Here is a 17,434-nt window from a genome sequence, read left to right on the forward strand (position 1 = left end):
ATGCCCTCCGGGGGACCGCAGGGAACCCCCAGGCGTCCTAAACGCAGGTCAGCGCGGGGGGTGCGCACACCCCTCCGAACCCATCACGTACACTTGACCTCGGTTCTACCGAAGACCGCTGGTTTTCCCCGCCCAACACGGGGAACGAAGGTCCCGCACTCGCCGGGCGGCCCGCGCAGGAGGAACGAGGCTCCGGCATTGTGCCGGAATGACGCCCCGCGCCTGTCTGCGCGAGGGCGTTTCGTCGTTTCGGGGCTCCTCGAACGCCAGTGGAAACACTAGCCAAGAGAGGAGGCGACCATGGCGAAGCCCGACAAGGTGGCGGCCGTCGCCGAGATCGCGGAGAGCTTCCGCACCAGCTCGGCCACCGTCGTTACCCAGTACACCGGCCTCTCCGTGTCCCAGCTGTCCCAGCTGCGCCGCGCTCTCGGCACCAGTGCCAAGTACCGGGTCGCGAAGAACACCCTCGTCAAGCGTGCCGCCGAGGACGCTGGCGTCCAGGGGCTCGAGGACCTGTTCGTCGGCGCGACCGCCATCGCCTTCGTCGAGGGTGAAGCGGTCGACGCCGCCAAGGCGCTTCGCGACTTCGCGAAGGACAACAACGCGCTTGTGATCAAGGGCGGCTACATGGACGGCCGTGCGCTGTCCGTGGACGAGATCAACCGGATCGCCGATCTCGACAGCCGTGAGGTCCTGCTCGCCAAGGCGGCGGGCGCGTTCAAGGCGAAGCTGTCCCAGGCCGCCGCGCTGTTCCAGGCGCCGGCGTCCCAGGTCGCCCGCCTGGCTGCCGCGCTGGAGGAGAAGCAGCGCAACGCCGCCGGTACCGAAGCAGCCGAAGCACCCGCCGAGAGCTGATCTACCCCCACCCCGAACGTCTAGTTCGTTTTTCTGAGAGGAAGCCATCATGGCGAAGCTGAGCACCACCGAGCTGATCGACGCCTTCAAGGAGCTGACCCTCCTCGAGCTGTCCGAGTTCGTGAAGGAATTCGAAGAGGTCTTCGACGTCACCGCTGCCGCGCCGGTCGCCGTCGCCGCCGGCCCGGCCGCCGCCGCTGCCGCCCCGGTCGAGGAGCAGGACGAGTTCGACGTCGTCCTCGAGGGCGCCGGCGACAAGAAGATCCAGGTCATCAAGGTCGTCCGCGAGGTCGTCTCGGGCCTGGGCCTGAAGGAGGCCAAGGAGCTGGTCGAGGCCGCTCCCAAGGCCCTCCTCGAGAAGGTCGACAAGGAGGCCGCCGAGGCCGCCAAGGAGAAGCTCGAGGCTGCGGGCGCCAAGATCTCCATCAAGTGATTCGGGGCGCGCAAGCGCCTCTGCACCACCTCGAGAAAGGGGCGGGCATCCACTGCGGATGCCCGCCCCTTTCCGCGTCTACGACTTCCTGAGCTGCGAGCCCGCCGCAACCCCTAGGAGCGGTGTCCGGATCGCCCCGGGGTCCCTAAATCGTGGATCGGGGGGCGCTCGGACCTGCGCCGTTGCCCCGTTTGGGCTACCGTGCTGCGAGTTGGCGATCACGGCGGGGTGACGATGAACCCGGGGCTGGCCAGAAAAGAAAACTGGTGAGTAACCTGTTCGCACTCAGCTCGTTGCACCTGGTTGACGCGGGTTCGTGGGGCGCCACCGGCCCACACTCGCCGCCGGCGTGGGTGGCAGGGTGTGGCAGCGGGCGCAATGACGCGGAACAGCTCCTGGAGGTGCGATGGGTGCCGAGGTGGTCATCGAAGGTCTGACGAAGTCCTTCGGTAAGCAGGCCATCTGGCGGGACGTCACGTTGACGCTCCCCCCAGGCGAAGTGTCGGCCATGCTCGGCCCGTCGGGGACCGGCAAGTCGGTCTTCCTGAAGTCGATGATCGGGCTGCTCAAGCCCGACCGCGGCCGCTGCATGATCAACGGCGTGGACATCGTCACCTGCTCCGAGCACAAGCTGTACGAGATCCGGAAGCTCTTCGGTGTCCTCTTCCAGGACGGCGCGCTGTTCGGCTCGATGAACCTCTACGACAACGTCGCCTTCCCGCTGCGCGAGCACACGAAGAAGTCCGAGACGGAAATCCGCCGGATCGTGCTCGAAAAGCTCGACATGACCGGCCTGAACGGCGCCGACAAGAAGCTGCCGGGCGAGATTTCCGGCGGGATGCGCAAGCGCGCCGGCCTGGCCCGCGCCCTGGTGCTCGACCCGGAGATCATCCTGGTCGACGAGCCGGACTCGGGCCTCGACCCGGTCCGCACCACCTACATCTCGCAGCTGTTCCTCGACGTCAACGCGCAGATCGACGCGACGTTCCTGATCGTCACCCACAACATCAACCTGGCCCGCACGGTGCCGGACAACCTGGGCATGCTCTTCCGCAAGGAACTGGTCATGTTCGGCCCGCGCGAGGTGCTGCTGACCAGCGAAGAGCCGGTCGTCAAGCAGTTCCTCAACGGCAAGATGCAGGGCCCGATCGGCATGTCCGAGGAAAAGGACAGCGCCCAGATGGCCGCCGAGCAGGCGATGTTCGAAGCCGGCCACCACGCGGGCGGGGTCGAGGACGTCTCCGGCGTGCCGCCGCAGATGCAGCCGACGCCGGGCGTGCCCACCCGGATGGGTGCCGTCCGCCGCAAGGACCGGGTCATGGAGATCATGCACCGGCTGCCGCCGGCCGCGCAGGAAAGCATCATCGAGTCGCTGAGCCCGGAGGAACAGCGCCACTACGGCGTGCGCCCGCACCGGGGGCAGCCGCAGCAGGTCGGCGCGCGCCCGCAGGGTGACGGCGGTGTCCCGAACCAGCACCACGGGCAGCTGCCCGCCGAACAGGTGGCGCGCATCCCGGGAGGCGGCCAGCCGCCGAGAACCGGCACGCACCGAATGCCACCGAACAACGGGCCAGGTGGCCGGTGAGCTCTCCCGCAACACAGGCGAAGATTCCCGGGATCGGCATGCTCCGCGAGACCGGGAACCTGTTCGCTCTCGGCCTGGACATCGTCCGCGGCCTGTTCCAGCGGCCGTTCCAGCTGCGGGAGTTCATCCAGCAGTCGTGGTTCATCGCGAGCGTGACGATCCTGCCTACGGCCCTGGTGGCCATCCCGTTCGGCGCCGTCATCTCGCTGCAGTTCGGGTCGCTCGCCCGCCAGCTGGGCGCGCAGTCCTACACCGGCGCGGGTTCCGTGCTCGCCACCGTGCAGCAGGCCAGTCCGCTGGTCACCGCGCTGCTGGTGGCGGGTGCGGGCGGCTCCGCCGTCTGCGCCGACATCGGCGCGCGGACCATCCGCGAAGAGATCGCCGCGATGGAGGTGCTCGGCGTCTCCGCGGTCCAGCGGCTGATCGTGCCGCGCACCCTGGCCATGATGCTGGTCGCGCTCCTGCTCAACGGCATGGTCAGCGTCATCGGCGTGCTCGGCGGCTACTTCTTCAACGTCGTGCTGCAGGGCGGGACGCCGGGCGCGTACCTGGCGAGCTTTTCCGCCCTCGCGCAGCTGCCCGACCTCTGGGTCGGTGAGCTCAAGGCGCTGATCTTCGGGTTCATCGCCGCCGTCGTCGCGTCCTACCGGGGCTTGAACCCCTCCGGCGGCCCGAAGGGCGTCGGGGACGCGGTGAACCAGTCCGTGGTCATCACGTTCCTGCTGCTGTTCGTCGTGAACTTCGTGATCACCCTGATCTACCTGCAGATCGTGCCCGGAAAGCTGGACTAGCGCCATGACGTTCCTCCAGGGCGCCAAGCGCGTCGCCAACCGACCCCTCCAGACACTGGACACCCTCGGCGACCAGATGTCGTTCTACGGCCGTGCGCTGCTGTGGACGCCGCGGACGCTGCGCCGCTACACCAAAGAGGTGCTCCGGCTGCTGGCCGAGGTCAGCTTCGGCTCCGGCTCGCTGGCGGTCATCGGCGGCACGGTCGGCGTGATGGTCGGCCTGACGCTGTTCACCGGTGTCCTCGTCGGCCTCCAGGGCTACTCGGCGCTGAACTCGATCGGGACGTCGGCCTTCACCGGCTTCCTGACCGCGTTCTTCAACACCCGCGAGATCGCGCCGCTGGTCGCGGGCCTCGCCTTGAGCGCCACGGTCGGCGCCGGCTTCACCGCGCAGCTGGGCGCCATGCGGATCTCCGAGGAGATCGACGCGCTGGAAGTCATGGGCGTGCCGAGCCTGCCGTACCTGGTCACCACCCGGATCATCGCCGGGTTCGTCGCGGTCATCCCGCTCTACATCATCGGCCTGCTGAGCTCGTACCTCGCGTCGAGACTGGTCGTCATCTACATCTACAACCAGTCCGCGGGTACCTACGACCACTACTTCGACCTGTTCCTGCCACCGCAGGACGTGCTCTATTCCTTCATCAAGGTGCTGCTGTTCAGCGTCCTGATCATCCTGTCGCACTGCTACTTCGGGTACCGGGCGACCGGCGGCCCGGCCGGCGTCGGCGTCGCGGTCGGCAAGGCCGTGCGGCTGTCCATCGTCACGGTGTCGATCATGAACTTCTTCATCGGGTTCGCCATCTGGGGAACCGACGTCACGGTAAGGATCGCGGGATGAGGACGCTCCGACGCAGGCTGCTCGGCCTGCTGCTCATCGCCGTGATGGTCGGCGGGGTGGCGCTGTCCATCGCGCTCTACGACAAGGCGTTCACCCCGGTCGTCACGGTCAAGCTGCAGGCCGACAAGATCGGCAACCAGCTGATCAAGCAGTCCGACGTCAAGGTGCGCGGGCTGATCGTCGGCTCGGTGCAGGACATCGTCGCCACCGACCACGGCGCCGAGCTGACCCTGGCGCTCCAGCCGGAGTCCGCGAAGCTCATCCCGGAGAACGTCTCGGCGCGGTTCCTGCCCAAGACGCTCTTCGGCGAGCGGTTCGTCTCGCTGGAGATCCCGAAGGACCCGTCGGCGAAGACCCTGGCCAGCGGGGACGTCATCCCGCAGGACCGCACGTCGAGCGCGGTCGAGCTGGAGCAGGCGTTCTCCCACCTGATGCCGGTGCTGCAGGCGGTGCAGCCGCAGAAGCTGTCGGCGACGCTCACCGCGATTTCGACGGCGCTGTCCGGCCGCGGCGACCAGCTCGGCGACACGCTCTCGCAGCTGGGCACCTACATCGGCGAGCTGAACCCGCACGAGCCCGAGCTGCAGCACAACCTCAAGGCGCTCGCGGAGTTCTCCGACCACCTGAAGGACGCGGCCCCGGACCTGGTGCAGAGCCTGGACAACCTGAGCACGACGACCCGGACCGTGGTCGACGAGCGGCAGAACCTCTCGAACCTCTACGGCACCCTGACCCAGGCCTCGGTGGACCTGCAGACGTTCCTGCAGAACAACAAGGACAACATCATCTCCCTCGTCGACACGGCCCGGCCGACGGCCGAACTGCTGGCGAAGTACGCGCCGGAGTACCCCTGCGTGATCTCCCAGATGGCCAAGAACGTGCCGCTGATCGACCAGGCGCTGGGCAAGGGCACCAACCAGCCCGGCCTGCACGCGACCATCGAGATCATCGTGCCGCGCGCGCCCTACCAGGCGGGCAAGGAAGAGCCGCGGTTCGACGACAAGCGCGGCCCGCGCTGCTACGACATCAAGGACATCCCGAAGCCGTTCCCGTCCGAGCCGCCGGACGGCGCGTTCAAGGACGGCACGCTGCACCAGGCCGCGCCGAAGAGCGCCGGCGAGGGCCTCAACCCGGCCAAGTTCAAGGCCGACGCGGCCGGCAACGGCGGCAGCGGTGGTGATCTGGCGTATTCGACGGCGGAGCAGGGCTTCCTGGCCGACCTGCTCGGCCCGCAGCTGGGCATGAGCGCGGCCGACGTCCCGGGCTGGAGCTCGCTGCTCGTCGGCCCGCTGTACCGGGGTGCGGAGGTGACGGTCAAGTGAGGGGCCTGCTCGCGCCGCTGATCAAGCTCGGCATCTTCGTGGTGGTCACCGTGCTGTTCACGACGATCCTCGGGATCAGCATCGCCAACATCAACACCACCAGCACCAACGCCTACAAGGCCCGCTTCACCGACGCGACGCTGCTGCTGCCCAACGACGACGTCCGCATCGCCGGCGTCCGGGTCGGGCAGGTCAAGGACGTGCACATCGTCGACAAGCGCCAGGCCGAGGTCGAGTTCGAGGTCGACGCCGGCCGGACGCTGCCGGCCGGGGTGACCGCGCAGATCAAGTTCCGCAACCTGGTCGGCCAGCGGTACGTCTCGCTCGGCGAGGGCGACGACAGCGCCGGCAAGACGCTGCAGCCGGGCGGCACCATCCCGCTGGAGCGGACCACGCCGGCGCTGGACCTGACCGAGCTGTTCAACGGCTTCAAGCCGCTGTTCACCGCGCTCAACCCCGAGGACGTCAACAAGCTGTCCTACGAGGTCATCCAGGTCCTGCAGGGCGAGGGCGGCACCGTGGAGAGCCTGCTGTCGCACACGGCGTCGCTGGCCACCACGATCGCCGACAAGGACCAGGTGATCGGCGAGGTGATCGACAACCTCAACTCGGTGCTCGACACGGTCAACGCGCACACCCCGCAGCTCAACGACCTGATCGTGAAGCTGCAGCAGCTGGTGTCCGGGCTGGCCGCCGACCGCAAGCCGATCGGCGACGCGATCGAGAGCCTCGGCAACCTGGCCCAGACGACGTCCGGCCTGCTCGGCGAGGTGCGCGAGCCGCTGAAGAACGACATCAGCGCGCTCGGGAACCTGACGAGCGCGCTGAACAAGAACGAGCCGGAGCTGGAGCACTTCATCCAGTTCCTGCCGACCAAGGTGAGCACGCTGACCCGCACCGCGGACTACGGCTCCTGGTTCAACTTCTACGCCTGTGAGTTCTCCGGGAGCGTGAGCTTGCCGCCACTGATCAACGACGTCGCTCTGCCCCTGATCCCGGCGAACCGGGCGAGGTGCCAGGGATGAAGTCCTTCCAGAAGCGCAACCCCGTGCCGATCGCGCTGGTCGGGATCGTCGTGCTGGCGCTCGCGTTCACCGCCGCGCTCAACTCCGACGACCTGCCGGTGATCGGCGGCGGCACCACCTACAGCGCCGAGTTCAGCGAGGCGTCCGGGCTGCAGAAGGACAACGACGTCCGGATCGCCGGCGTCAAGGTCGGCAAGGTCAGCGACATCGCGCTCGACGGCGCGTCGGTGAAGGTGTCGTTCAAGGTCAAGGACGCCTGGCTGGGCGACCGGACCAGCGCCGCGATCAAGATCAAGACGTTGCTCGGGCAGAAGTACCTGTCGCTGGACCCGCAGGGCGAGAGCGCGCTGAACCCGGGCACCGGCATCCCGCGGGACCGCACGATGGCGCCCTACGACGTGCTCGACGCGTTCCGCGGGCTGTCCCAGACCGTCGACAACATCGACACCAAGCAGCTGGCGCAGAGCTTCGACACGATCTCGCAGACCTTCGCCAACACGCCCGAGGACGTGAAGGGCGCGCTGTCGGGGCTGTCGAAGCTGTCGGACACGATCGCCTCGCGTGACCAGCAGCTGTCGAACCTGCTGGCCAACACCCGCGAGGTGTCGCAGACGCTGGTCGACCGCGACGCCGAGGTGCAGAAGCTGCTGACCGACGGCAACGACCTGCTCGCCGAGCTGGCCAAGCGGGAGGACGCGATCACCGCGCTGCTGGACGGCTCCCGCCAGCTGGCCACGCAGCTGCAGGGCCTGATCGACGACAACGACAAGCAGCTCGACCCGGTGCTGACCCAGCTCGACCAGCTGACGTCGATGCTGCAGCGCAACCAGGACTCGCTGGCCGAGGGGCTCAAGAAGTTCGCGCCCTTCATCCGCGTCTTCACCAACACCATCGGCAACGGCCGCTGGTTCGACAACTACATCTGCGGCCTGCTGCTGCCGTCGTTCGGCCCGATCAACGAAGAGGGGTGCTACACGAAATGAGTGACACCCGCTTCGGAATGGCCCTGACCCGGGGCTTCACCATCGCGATCGTGCTCGCGCTCGTCGTCGCCGGCGGGATCTGGTGGACCCTCAAGGACGCCGGCCGCAACCACCTGACCGCGTACTTCGCCGGCGCCGTCGGCCTGTACGAGGGCAACAGCGTGCGGATGCTCGGCGTCGACATGGGCACGGTCACCAAGATCCAGCCCATGGGCAACCAGGTGAAGGTCGACTTCGAGTACGACCGCTCGGTCGCCGTCCCGGCCGACGCGAAGGCGCTCATCGTGGCGCCGTCGCTGGTGTCGGACCGCTACGTCCAGCTGGCCCCGGCCTACACCGGCGGCCCGCGCATCTCCGACGGCGCGGTCATCGGTCTCGACCGCACCGAGGTGCCCCTGGAGGTCGACCAGCTCGCGTCCAGCCTGGCCCGGGTCAGCGAGACCCTCGGCCCGAACGGTGCCAACCAGAATGGGTCGCTGTCGAACCTGCTGAACACCGCGGCGGCCAACGTCGACGGCAACGGCCAGGCCCTGCACGACACGATCACCAAGCTCGGCCAGGCGGCCGGCACGCTGTCGGGCAACAAGGACGACCTGTTCTCCACCGTGGAGAACCTCGGCAAGTTCTCGCAGACGCTGGCCGACTCCGACAAGCAGGTCCGCACCTTCGAGGGCCGGCTCGCCGACGTCAGCGGCTACCTGGCGTCCGAAAAGGACAACCTGGCCGCGACCGTGCAGCAGCTGGGCACGACCCTCACCACGGTGCAGGCGTTCATCGACCAGAACCACGACCGGCTCAAGTCCAATGTGGACAAGCTGGCCGGCATCACCAAGGTGCTCGTCGACCAGCGCAGCTCGCTCGCCGAGATCCTCGACGTCGCCCCGGTCGGCCTGAGCAACCTGGTCAACACCTACAACGGCGCGGCGGGCACGCTCGACGCCCGGCCGAACCTCAACGAGCTGACCCAGCCGCCGCTGGTGATGATCTGCCGGCTGCTCAAGCAGGTCGGCAGCAAGGGCATCCCGGACGTGCTCGGCAACGCCTGCGAGAGCATCGCCGGCGTGGTCGACAAGGTGATCCCGCTGCCGTCCGTGGCGCAGACCGTGCAGGCCCTGCAGTCCGGTCAGCTGCCGCCGCTGCCGCTGCCCATCGCCGGGCAGCTCTACGGAGGTGGCCAGTGAAGAAGCTCCTGACCGTCGGAGTGCTGGTCACGGCGTCCGCGCTGACGCTGTCCGGCTGTGCCTTCAAGGGCATCTACGACCTGCCGCTGCCCGGTGGCGCCGACCTCGGCGACCACCCGTACACGGTGAACGTCGAGTTCCGGGACGTGCTCGACCTGACCCCGCAGGCCGGGGTGAAGGTCGACGAGGTGCCGGTCGGCCGGGTCGAGAACGTCGGGCTCACCAAGGACGGCTGGCACGCGCTGGTCACGCTGCGGGTCAACGGCGGCATCAAGCTGCCGGCCAACGCGATCGCCAACGTCAAGCAGTCCAGCCTGCTCGGTGAGAAGTACGTCGAACTGGCCTCGCCCGGCGCCGACCAGGCCCACGGCAAGCTCGCCGACAACGCGACCATCCCGCTGGCCCGCACGAACCGCAGCGTCGAGGTCGAAGAACTGCTCGGGGCGCTGTCCCTGCTGCTCAACGGCGGTGGCGTCGACCAGCTGAACACCATCACCAAGGAGCTCAACAACGCCACGTCCGGCCGCGAGCCGGACATCAAGGCGTTGCTGGACAACGCGAACCAGCTGGTGACGAACCTCGACCGGCAGTCGAAGAACATCACCCGGGCCATCGACGGGCTGAACCGGCTCTCCTCGACCCTCAACGACCAGAAGGACAAGCTGGTCGGCGCGGTCGACAACCTCGGGCCCGGGCTCGGCGTGCTGGAGCAGCAGCGCGGCCAGCTGGTCACCATGCTGCAGGCGCTGGACAACCTCTCCGGCGTCGCCACCGACACGGTCAACAAGTCGCAGAAGGACCTCGTCGCCGACCTCAAGGCGCTGACGCCGACGCTGCAGAAGCTCGGCGAGGCGGGCAACGACCTGCCGAAGGCGCTGGAGATCCTGCTGACGTTCCCGTTCAGCGACCAGGCCGTCAACGGCGTCAAGGGCGACTACTTCAACCTGTACGCGAAGGTGGACCTGAACCTGAAGACGATCGTCGAGAACCTGGGCAACAGCCGGCAGAACGCCCTGTCGGGGCAGCTGCCGCTGGCCGGCCTGACCGGCGGGGTCCAGGGCACGCCGGCCAACCAGCCGCCGCCGCTGCCGATCCCCGGCACCGGGCAACAGCAGTCGAAGCCGGGCCTGGGCAACCTCTTCGGGCTCCTGCCGGGAGGTGCGGGCTGATGCTGATCCGCCGGACGAAGATCCAGCTGATCGCCTTCGTGGTGATCTCGGTCGTCGCGATCGTCTACGCGCTGATCCGGTTCGCCGGGCTCGGCAGCGTGTTCGGCAACGACGGCTACACGGTGAAGCTGCAGCTCAACGAGTCGGGCGGCATCTTCACCAACGCCGAGGTGACCTACCGCGGCTACAACATCGGCCGGGTCGGCGACATGCGGCTCACCCAGACCGGGCTCGAGGCCGACCTGAACATCGACCCGTCGGCGCCGAAGGTGCCCGCGGACCTCGACGCCGTCGTCGCCAACCGGTCGGCGGTCGGTGAGCAGTACGTCGACCTCAAGCCGAAGGCCGACAAGGGCCCGTACCTGGCGGCGGGCTCGGTCATCCCGGCGTCGAAGACGACCACCCCGGTCAGCACCGACCGGCTGATCGGCGACCTCGACTCGCTCGCCGCGTCGGTCCCGGTCGACTCGCTGCGCACGGTCGTCGACGAGTCCTACGACGCCTTCCGCGGCACCGGCGGCGACCTGCAGAAGCTGCTGGACACCGCGCGCAGCTTCACCACGACGGCGCAGCAGTACCTGCCGCAGACGATCCAGCTGCTGGACGCCGGCGGCCAGGTGCTGGACACGCAGAACGCCGAGGCGGCGAACTTCGCCTCGTTCAGCAAGAGCCTCAACGAGCTCACCGGCACGCTGAAGAACTCCGACGGCGACCTGCGCAAGCTCATCGGGATCACGCCGCAGGTGGCGACGCAGATCAGCCAGGTGCTGCAGGAGTCCGGTCCGGGCCTCGGCGCGCTGACGGCGAACCTGCTGACCACGGCGAACCTGACCGTGACCCGGCTCGACGGGATCGAGCAGGGCCTGGTCACGTATCCGGCGCTGGCCGGGGCGGCGAGCAGCGTGGCGCCCGGCGACGGCACCGCGCACCTCGGCCTGGTGCTCAACCTGTTCAACCCGCCGGCCTGCACCAAGGGGTACCTCCCGTATTCGCAGTTCCGCACCGGGAACGACCTTTCCGCGAAGCCGGCGAAGGAAGACGCGTACTGTGCCGAACCGAAGGGCAGCCCGATCAACGTCCGCGGGGCGCAGAACGCGCCCTACGGCGGGGTGCCGGTCGCGCCGTCGGACAGCGACGTCTCGGCCAACGCGAACCGGCCGGCCGAAGAGCTGGCCGAGGAGCGGAACACCCGGGGTGTGCCGGGCATCGTCGGCAGCCCCGGCGTCAGCCTCACCAGCCTGGGCTCGCTGCTCGGCCTGACCTGACGCCGATTTTGACGACCGTTACCTACCCTGGAGTGTCATGAGCACGGACGAGCCGGCCGCCACGGCGGTGGAAGACGAGTCCTCCGCAGAGTCTTCCGGGGCGCCGTCGAAGGATCCCTCGCGGACCCTGGTGCTCGGCGCCGCGGCACTGGCACTGGCCGGCCTCATCGCGGCGGCCATCTTCGGCGTCCAGTGGTGGGTGGCCGCGAACGACGACAACGCCGGCTTGGCGGCGTCGCGCGATGCCGTGGTCAAGGCGGGCACCAACGCGCTGAAGGCCTACACCGAGGTCGACTACAACGACCTCGACGGCTTCTTCGCCCGGCAGAAGGCCGTGTCGGACGACAAGATGGCGCAGCAGATCGACCAGTCGGCGCCGACGTTCCGCAAGGCGCTCTCCGACGCCAAGACGAAGGTCACCACGGACGTGCAGGACGTCGCCGTCGAGGAGCTGGACGACCACGAAGGCAAGGCCAGCTTCCTCGCCGCGATCGCCACCACCGTGACCCAGGGGGACAAGAGCAGCGCGAAGCCGTTGCGCCTCGAAGTCTCGATGACCCGGGTGGGCGATGATTGGAAGCTGTCCGGCATCGACAGCGTCCCGCTCGTCGCGGCCGGCCAGTAGCGTTACCCAGAAGGAGCCCGTAGTGCCCCCCTCCCGCCGCCAGCCGCCGCGCAGCACCCCGCCGCCGTCGCGGCGTCCCCGCGTGGCCGGGCTGCGCAAGCCCCCGACGGACGAGACCGCCGCCGAGCGGACCGGCCAGCTGCCCGCCGTGCCGCCCGCGAAGCCGCGTCCGCGGCCGGCGCCGCGTCCGGCACCCCGGCCGGCCGCCGAGCCGGTGGAGTCGGTGGAGTCCACCAGCGGGCGGCTCGACGACCTGGCGCCCGCCGAGGACACGCAGGTGTTCGCGCCGGTCGAGACCGGCACCGGTGTCGAAGAGGAGCCGCAGGTCGACGCGCTCACGGGTGAGCCCGCGGCCGACGAGGAGGAAGCCCCGGCGCGGCCGGCGCCCCGGCGGAAGAAGCGGGACACCGGGATCGCGAAGCCGACCGAAGAAGCCGAGGTTCCGGTCTCGGATGCGGAGCCGGAGAAGCCCGCGGGCTCGAAGGTGCCGAGGCCGTACCTCGTGGCGGGTGCGCTGGTGCTGGTCGCGCTGGTCCTGGGCGGCCTGGCCTTCTGGTTCAAGTCCGAAGAGGTGCAGGTCTCCTCGGCGACGAGCAACACGGCCCTCCTGGACGTCGCGAAGACCGCGCAGGTCAAGGACGCGGTGTCGAAGGCGGCCGAGGCGCTGTTCTCCTACGACTTCAACAACATCAAGAAGACCGAGGACGCGGCGAACGACCTGCTCGCCAACGACGACGTCAAGAACAAGTACAACTCGCTGATGGGCGAGGTGAAGCGGCTGGCGCCGGCCCAGAAGATGATCGTGACGTGCAAGGTGACGCGCGCGGCGGTGATCATGCTCAACGGCGACCTGGCGAAGGTGATGGTCTTCGTCGACCAGACCTCGACCCGCACGGACACGAAGAAGACGACGGCGGGCACGGCCCAGCTCCACCTGAACGCCCAGCTCCAGGGCGACAAGTGGAAGATCACTGACATGGACACCTACAACGCCCCGAAGGTCCCGGCGCCGTCGCAGGCACCCTCGTCGGCGCCCGCGTCCCCCTCGCCGTCCAAGTAGGTCCACCGGGTCTCGCTCGGCGGGGATCGCGGGTCGTCGGCGCCGCGGCACCGCCCGGGTTCGCGTAGCCGCGCGCGCACGAAGGGTGGTCACACCGCTGTGGCGCGCGGTGCGGGCACCCGAGGCTCACCGCGCGCTGTCCCGTGCTCGCGCCGCCGTGGGCGGGTGCGTGCCGCCGCGCGGGCCTCACGCACTCACACCGCGGCGGACGGCCGTAAGCGCTCTCTGGAGCCTCCGAACCGGCCCTCCGCGGTCCCCGATCCGCGAAATCTCCGCTCCCGACACGCCCGGATCCACTCCGCCGGAGTGGCCTGCGCCATACCCCTCGATCCCGGCGAAACCCCAGGTAGAGCCCCTCAAGGTGGCGTTACCAGCGGGTAGCTGGAATGATATTCGGCCGCTCACGCTCCGCTGACCCTCTTCCACGCTGCGCCAACCGGCGGGACCCCCGTGTGGCATCTTGACTGGAAGCTCCGGTGGGGTCACGCTTACTCCCAACGGCGAAACCAGGGCCCTTGCGGGAGGGACCTCCGGGTCGCCAGGAGGCATACCTGAAGACGTTGCGAAGCAGGCTGGGCCCCATCGGGAGCGCCCCCTGGACAGACCGCGACGTTCGGGCTAGACTGTCTCTTTGCGCTGCCCTCTTTCAGGCTGCCCGGAGCCGGTAGTTAGGATAGTGGGCACACGGCACCCTTGACAGTCGCTCATAGCTGTTGCTATGGCGGCCGTCACCGCTCATTGTCCCCGGAAGGACGCATCTTGGCAGTCTCTCCCGCGAACCAGGCCACTGCTGCGACCACCTCGGCTGAATCTCGCTCGGAGGCCACGGGAATCCCCGGCGCGCCCAAGCGGGTTTCCTTCGCAAAGATTCGCGAACCCCTGAACACCCCCAACCTGCTCGACGTCCAGATCCAGTCGTTCCAGTGGTTCACCGGGGACGAAGCGTGGTTCCAGCGCCGTGTCGAGGAAGGTGAAGAGAACCCGGTCGGCGGCCTCGAAGAGGTCCTCAACGAGATCTCCCCGATCGAAGACTTCTCCGGTTCGATGTCCCTGTCCTTCTCCGCTCCGCGCTTCGACGAGGTCAAGGCCTCGATCGAGGAGTGCAAGGACAAGGACATGACGTACGCGGCCCCGCTGTTCGTCACGGCGGAGTTCGTCAACAACAACACGGGCGAGATCAAGAGCCAGACGGTCTTCCTGGGCGACTTCCCGGTGATGACCGACAAGGGCACCTTCGTCATCAACGGCACCGAGCGTGTCGTGGTGTCCCAGCTGGTCCGCTCGCCGGGCGTCTACTACTCCAAGGACATCGACAAGACGAGCGACAAGGACGTCTTCAGCGTCCGGGTCATCCCGAGCCGCGGTGCCTGGCTGGAGTTCGACGTCGACAAGCGCGACACCGTCGGCGTCCGCATCGACCGCAAGCGCCGCCAGCCGGTCACCGTGCTGCTGAAGGCGCTCGGCTGGACCACCGAGGCGATCCGCGAGCGCTTCTCCTTCTCGGAGACGCTGCTCGCCACCCTCGAGAAGGACCACACCGCCGGCACCGACGAGGCGCTGCTCGACATCTACCGCAAGCTCCGCCCGGGCGAACCGCCCACGAAGGAGAGCGCGCAGACCCTGCTGGAGAACCTGTTCTTCAAGGCGAAGCGCTACGACCTGGCCAAGGTCGGCCGGTACAAGGTCAACAAGAAGCTGGGCCTCTCGACCCCGATCGAGAACGGCACGCTGACCGAAGAAGACATCGTCACGATCATCGAGTACCTGGTCCGGCTGCACGCCGGCGAGGACAAGATGACCGCGGCGAACAACACCGAGATCCCGGTCGAGACCGACGACATCGACCACTTCGGCAACCGCCGGATCCGGACCGTCGGCGAGCTGATCCAGAACCAGATCCGGGTCGGCCTGTCGCGCACCGAGCGCGTCGTCCGCGAGCGCATGACCACGCAGGACGTCGAGGCGATCACCCCGCAGACCCTGATCAACATCCGCCCGATCGGCGCGGCGATCAAGGAGTTCTTCGGCACCTCGCAGCTGTCGCAGTTCATGCAGCAGACGAACCCGATCGACGGCCTGACCCACAAGCGCCGCCTCAACGCGCTGGGCCCGGGTGGTCTGTCGCGTGAGCGCGCCGGCATGGAGGTCCGCGACGTCCACCCGTCGCACTACGGCCGGATGTGCCCGATCGAGACGCCGGAAGGCCCGAACATCGGCCTGATCGGCTCGCTCTGCTCGTACGCGCGGGTCAACCCGTTCGGCTTCATCGAGACGCCGTACCGCAAGGTCGTCGAGGGCCGGGTCACCGACCAGATCGACTACCTGACCGCGGACGAAGAAGACCGGTTCGTCAAGGCCCAGGCCAACGCGCCGATCTCCGACGACGGCACCTTCATCGAAGACCGGGTCATGGCCCGCCGCAAGGGCGGCGAGGTCGAGCTGATCGACCCGCTCGACATCGACTACATGGACGTGTCGCCGCGGCAGATGGTCTCGATCGCGACGGCGATGATCCCGTTCCTCGAGCACGACGACGCGAACCGCGCGCTGATGGGCGCGAACATGCAGCGTCAGGCCGTGCCGCTGCTGCGCAGCCAGGCGCCGTACGTCGGCACCGGTGTGGAGCTGCGGGCCGCGATCGACTCCGGCGACATGCTGGTCGCCGAGCAGTCGGGCGTGGTGGAGGAGCTGTCGGCGGACCTGATCACGGTCATGCACGACGACGGCACGCGGAAGAGCTACAGCCTCTACAAGTTCCGCCGCTCGAACCACGGCACCTGCTTCAACCACCGCCCGATCGTCAACGAGGGCGACCGGATCGAAGCCGGCCAGGTCATCGCCGACGGCCCGTCCACCGAAAACGGTGAGGTGGCGCTCGGCAAGAACCTGCTGGTCGCGGTCATGCCGTGGGAGGGCCACAACTACGAGGACGCGATCATCCTCTCGGAGCGCCTGGTGCAGGACGACGTGCTGACGTCGATCCACATCGAGGAGCACGAGATCGACGCCCGCGACACCAAGCTGGGCGCCGAGGAGATCACCCGGGACATCCCGAACGTCTCCGAGGAGGTCCTGGCCGACCTCGACGAGCGCGGCATCATCCGGATCGGTGCCGAGGTCCGCGACGGCGACATCCTGGTCGGCAAGGTCACGCCGAAGGGCGAGACCGAGCTGACCCCGGAGGAGCGCCTGCTCCGCGCGATCTTCGGCGAGAAGGCCCGCGAGGTCCGCGACACCTCCCTGAAGGTGCCGCACGGCGAGACCGGCAAGGTCATCGGCATCCGCGTGTTCTCGCGCGAGGACGACGACGAGCTGCCCCCGGGCGTCAACGAGCTGGTCCGCGTCTACGTGGCCCAGAAGCGCAAGATCCAGCCGGGCGACAAGCTCGCCGGCCGGCACGGGAACAAGGGTGTCATCGGCAAGATCCTGCCGGTCGAGGACATGCCGTTCATGGAGGACGGCACCCCGGTCGACATCATCCTGAACACCCACGGTGTCCCGCGACGGATGAACATCGGCCAGATCCTCGAGCTGCACCTGGGCTGGCTGGCTTCGCAGGGCTGGACGATCGAGGGCAACCCGGACTGGGCGAAGAACCTGTCGCCCGAGCTCCGTGACGTCGAGCCCGGCACGAACACCGCCACCCCGGTGTTCGACGGCGCCAAGGAAGACGAGCTCACCGGTCTGCTCAGCAGCACGAAGCCGAACCGCGACGGCGAGCGGATGGTCAAGGAGAACGGGAAGGCCAACCTGTTCGACGGCCGTTCCGGCGAGCCGTACCCGTACCCGGTCGCGGTCGGCTACATGTACATCCTGAAGCTGCACCACCTGGTCGACGACAAGATCCACGCCCGCTCCACCGGTCCGTACTCGATGATCACGCAGCAGCCGCTGGGTGGTAAGGCGCAGTTCGGTGGCCAGCGCTTCGGTGAGATGGAGTGCTGGGCGATGCAGGCGTACGGCGCCGCCTACACGCTGCAGGAGCTGCTGACGATCAAGTCGGACGACGTGGTCGGCCGCGTCAAGGTGTACGAGGCCATCGTCAAGGGGGAGAACATCCCCGAGCCGGGCATCCCGGAGTCGTTCAAGGTGCTCCTCAAGGAGCTCCAGTCGCTGTGCCTCAACGTCGAGGTGCTCTCCAGCGACGGCTCCTCGATCGAGATGCGCGACTCCGACGACGAGGACCTCGAGCGCGCCGCGGCCAACCTCGGCATCAACCTGTCCCGCAACGAGTCGCCCTCGGTGGACGACGTCGTGCACTGATCGCGAGCTGAGCCGGGGCCTACCTCCCGTGGGCCC

14 protein-coding genes are annotated in these 17,434 nt (G+C 68.3%); all 14 read left to right on the top strand.

Annotated elements, in window-relative coordinates:
- Positions 1–300 precede the first annotated feature (300 nt).
- On the top strand, positions 301–855 hold the full coding sequence (gene rplJ / locus C2L58_RS37460) for a 50S ribosomal protein L10 (protein ID WP_103342383.1): 555 nt from the start codon (positions 301–303) through the stop codon (positions 853–855).
- 49 nt (positions 856–904) lie between these two features.
- Entirely contained in the window at positions 905–1,288 is a 384-nt protein-coding gene (gene rplL, locus C2L58_RS37465) for a 50S ribosomal protein L7/L12 (protein WP_103342384.1), read from the top strand.
- 406 nt (positions 1,289–1,694) lie between these two features.
- Positions 1,695–2,873: an ABC transporter ATP-binding protein gene (locus C2L58_RS37470; protein ID WP_103342385.1), complete on the top strand. Its 1,179-nt coding sequence runs from the start codon at positions 1,695–1,697 to the stop codon at positions 2,871–2,873.
- Positions 2,874–2,911: 38 nt separating this feature from the next.
- The gene (locus C2L58_RS37475) at positions 2,912–3,664 is read left to right on the top strand and encodes an MlaE family ABC transporter permease (RefSeq protein ID WP_013222532.1); all 753 of its coding nucleotides are present in this window, start codon (positions 2,912–2,914) and stop codon (positions 3,662–3,664) included.
- 4 nt (positions 3,665–3,668) lie between these two features.
- A complete protein-coding gene (locus C2L58_RS37480; protein WP_003060266.1) occupies positions 3,669–4,505 on the top strand; it encodes an MlaE family ABC transporter permease in 837 nt (278 codons plus the stop codon).
- On the top strand, positions 4,502–5,827 hold the full coding sequence (locus C2L58_RS37485; RefSeq protein WP_103342386.1) for an MCE family protein: 1,326 nt from the start codon (positions 4,502–4,504) through the stop codon (positions 5,825–5,827). The genes C2L58_RS37480 and C2L58_RS37485 overlap by 4 nt, the downstream gene beginning before the upstream one ends.
- Positions 5,824–6,852 (top strand): MCE family protein, encoded by a 1,029-nt coding sequence (locus C2L58_RS37490; protein WP_103342387.1) that lies wholly within the window; start codon positions 5,824–5,826, stop codon positions 6,850–6,852. Before C2L58_RS37485 ends, C2L58_RS37490 begins: the two co-directional genes overlap by 4 nt.
- A complete protein-coding gene (locus C2L58_RS37495) occupies positions 6,849–7,835 on the top strand; it encodes an MCE family protein (RefSeq protein ID WP_103342388.1) in 987 nt (328 codons plus the stop codon). Before C2L58_RS37490 ends, C2L58_RS37495 begins: the two co-directional genes overlap by 4 nt.
- The gene (locus C2L58_RS37500; RefSeq protein ID WP_103342389.1) at positions 7,832–9,016 is read left to right on the top strand and encodes an MCE family protein; all 1,185 of its coding nucleotides are present in this window, start codon (positions 7,832–7,834) and stop codon (positions 9,014–9,016) included. The genes C2L58_RS37495 and C2L58_RS37500 overlap by 4 nt, the downstream gene beginning before the upstream one ends.
- On the top strand, positions 9,013–10,185 hold the full coding sequence (locus tag C2L58_RS37505) for an MCE family protein (protein ID WP_103342390.1): 1,173 nt from the start codon (positions 9,013–9,015) through the stop codon (positions 10,183–10,185). Before C2L58_RS37500 ends, C2L58_RS37505 begins: the two co-directional genes overlap by 4 nt.
- Complete coding sequence (locus tag C2L58_RS37510; protein ID WP_103342391.1) at positions 10,185–11,450, top strand: MCE family protein; 1,266 nt, start codon at positions 10,185–10,187, stop codon at positions 11,448–11,450. The genes C2L58_RS37505 and C2L58_RS37510 overlap by 1 nt, the downstream gene beginning before the upstream one ends.
- Positions 11,451–11,487: 37 nt before the next feature.
- Positions 11,488–12,075: a hypothetical protein gene (locus tag C2L58_RS37515; protein ID WP_103342392.1), complete on the top strand. Its 588-nt coding sequence runs from the start codon at positions 11,488–11,490 to the stop codon at positions 12,073–12,075.
- Positions 12,076–12,157: 82 nt separating this feature from the next.
- Positions 12,158–13,135 (top strand): hypothetical protein, encoded by a 978-nt coding sequence (locus tag C2L58_RS37520; RefSeq protein WP_103342393.1) that lies wholly within the window; start codon positions 12,158–12,160, stop codon positions 13,133–13,135.
- Positions 13,136–13,894: 759 nt separating this feature from the next.
- A complete protein-coding gene (rpoB, locus tag C2L58_RS37525) occupies positions 13,895–17,398 on the top strand; it encodes a DNA-directed RNA polymerase subunit beta (protein ID WP_103342394.1) in 3,504 nt (1,167 codons plus the stop codon).
- The last annotated feature ends 36 nt before the right edge of the window (positions 17,399–17,434 follow it).

Origin of the sequence: Amycolatopsis sp. CA-126428, from assembly GCF_002904335.1 — a bacterium.
Classification (GTDB): domain Bacteria; phylum Actinomycetota; class Actinomycetes; order Mycobacteriales; family Pseudonocardiaceae; genus Amycolatopsis.

Bases quoted from the DNA above. Each gene is read 5' to 3' on its own strand.
- rplJ (WP_103342383.1), top strand. From the start codon at position 301: ATGGCGAAGCCCGACAAGGTGGCGGCCGTCGCCGAGATCGCGGAGAGC.
- rplL (WP_103342384.1), top strand. From the start codon at position 905: ATGGCGAAGCTGAGCACCACCGAGCTGATCGACGCCTTCAAGGAGCTG.
- C2L58_RS37470 (WP_103342385.1), top strand. From the start codon at position 1,695: ATGGGTGCCGAGGTGGTCATCGAAGGTCTGACGAAGTCCTTCGGTAAG.
- C2L58_RS37475 (WP_013222532.1), top strand. From the start codon at position 2,912: ATGCTCCGCGAGACCGGGAACCTGTTCGCTCTCGGCCTGGACATCGTC.
- C2L58_RS37480 (WP_003060266.1), top strand. From the start codon at position 3,669: ATGACGTTCCTCCAGGGCGCCAAGCGCGTCGCCAACCGACCCCTCCAG.
- C2L58_RS37485 (WP_103342386.1), top strand. From the start codon at position 4,502: ATGAGGACGCTCCGACGCAGGCTGCTCGGCCTGCTGCTCATCGCCGTG.
- C2L58_RS37495 (WP_103342388.1), top strand. From the start codon at position 6,849: ATGAAGTCCTTCCAGAAGCGCAACCCCGTGCCGATCGCGCTGGTCGGG.
- C2L58_RS37500 (WP_103342389.1), top strand. From the start codon at position 7,832: ATGAGTGACACCCGCTTCGGAATGGCCCTGACCCGGGGCTTCACCATC.
- C2L58_RS37510 (WP_103342391.1), top strand. From the start codon at position 10,185: ATGCTGATCCGCCGGACGAAGATCCAGCTGATCGCCTTCGTGGTGATC.
- C2L58_RS37515 (WP_103342392.1), top strand. From the start codon at position 11,488: ATGAGCACGGACGAGCCGGCCGCCACGGCGGTGGAAGACGAGTCCTCC.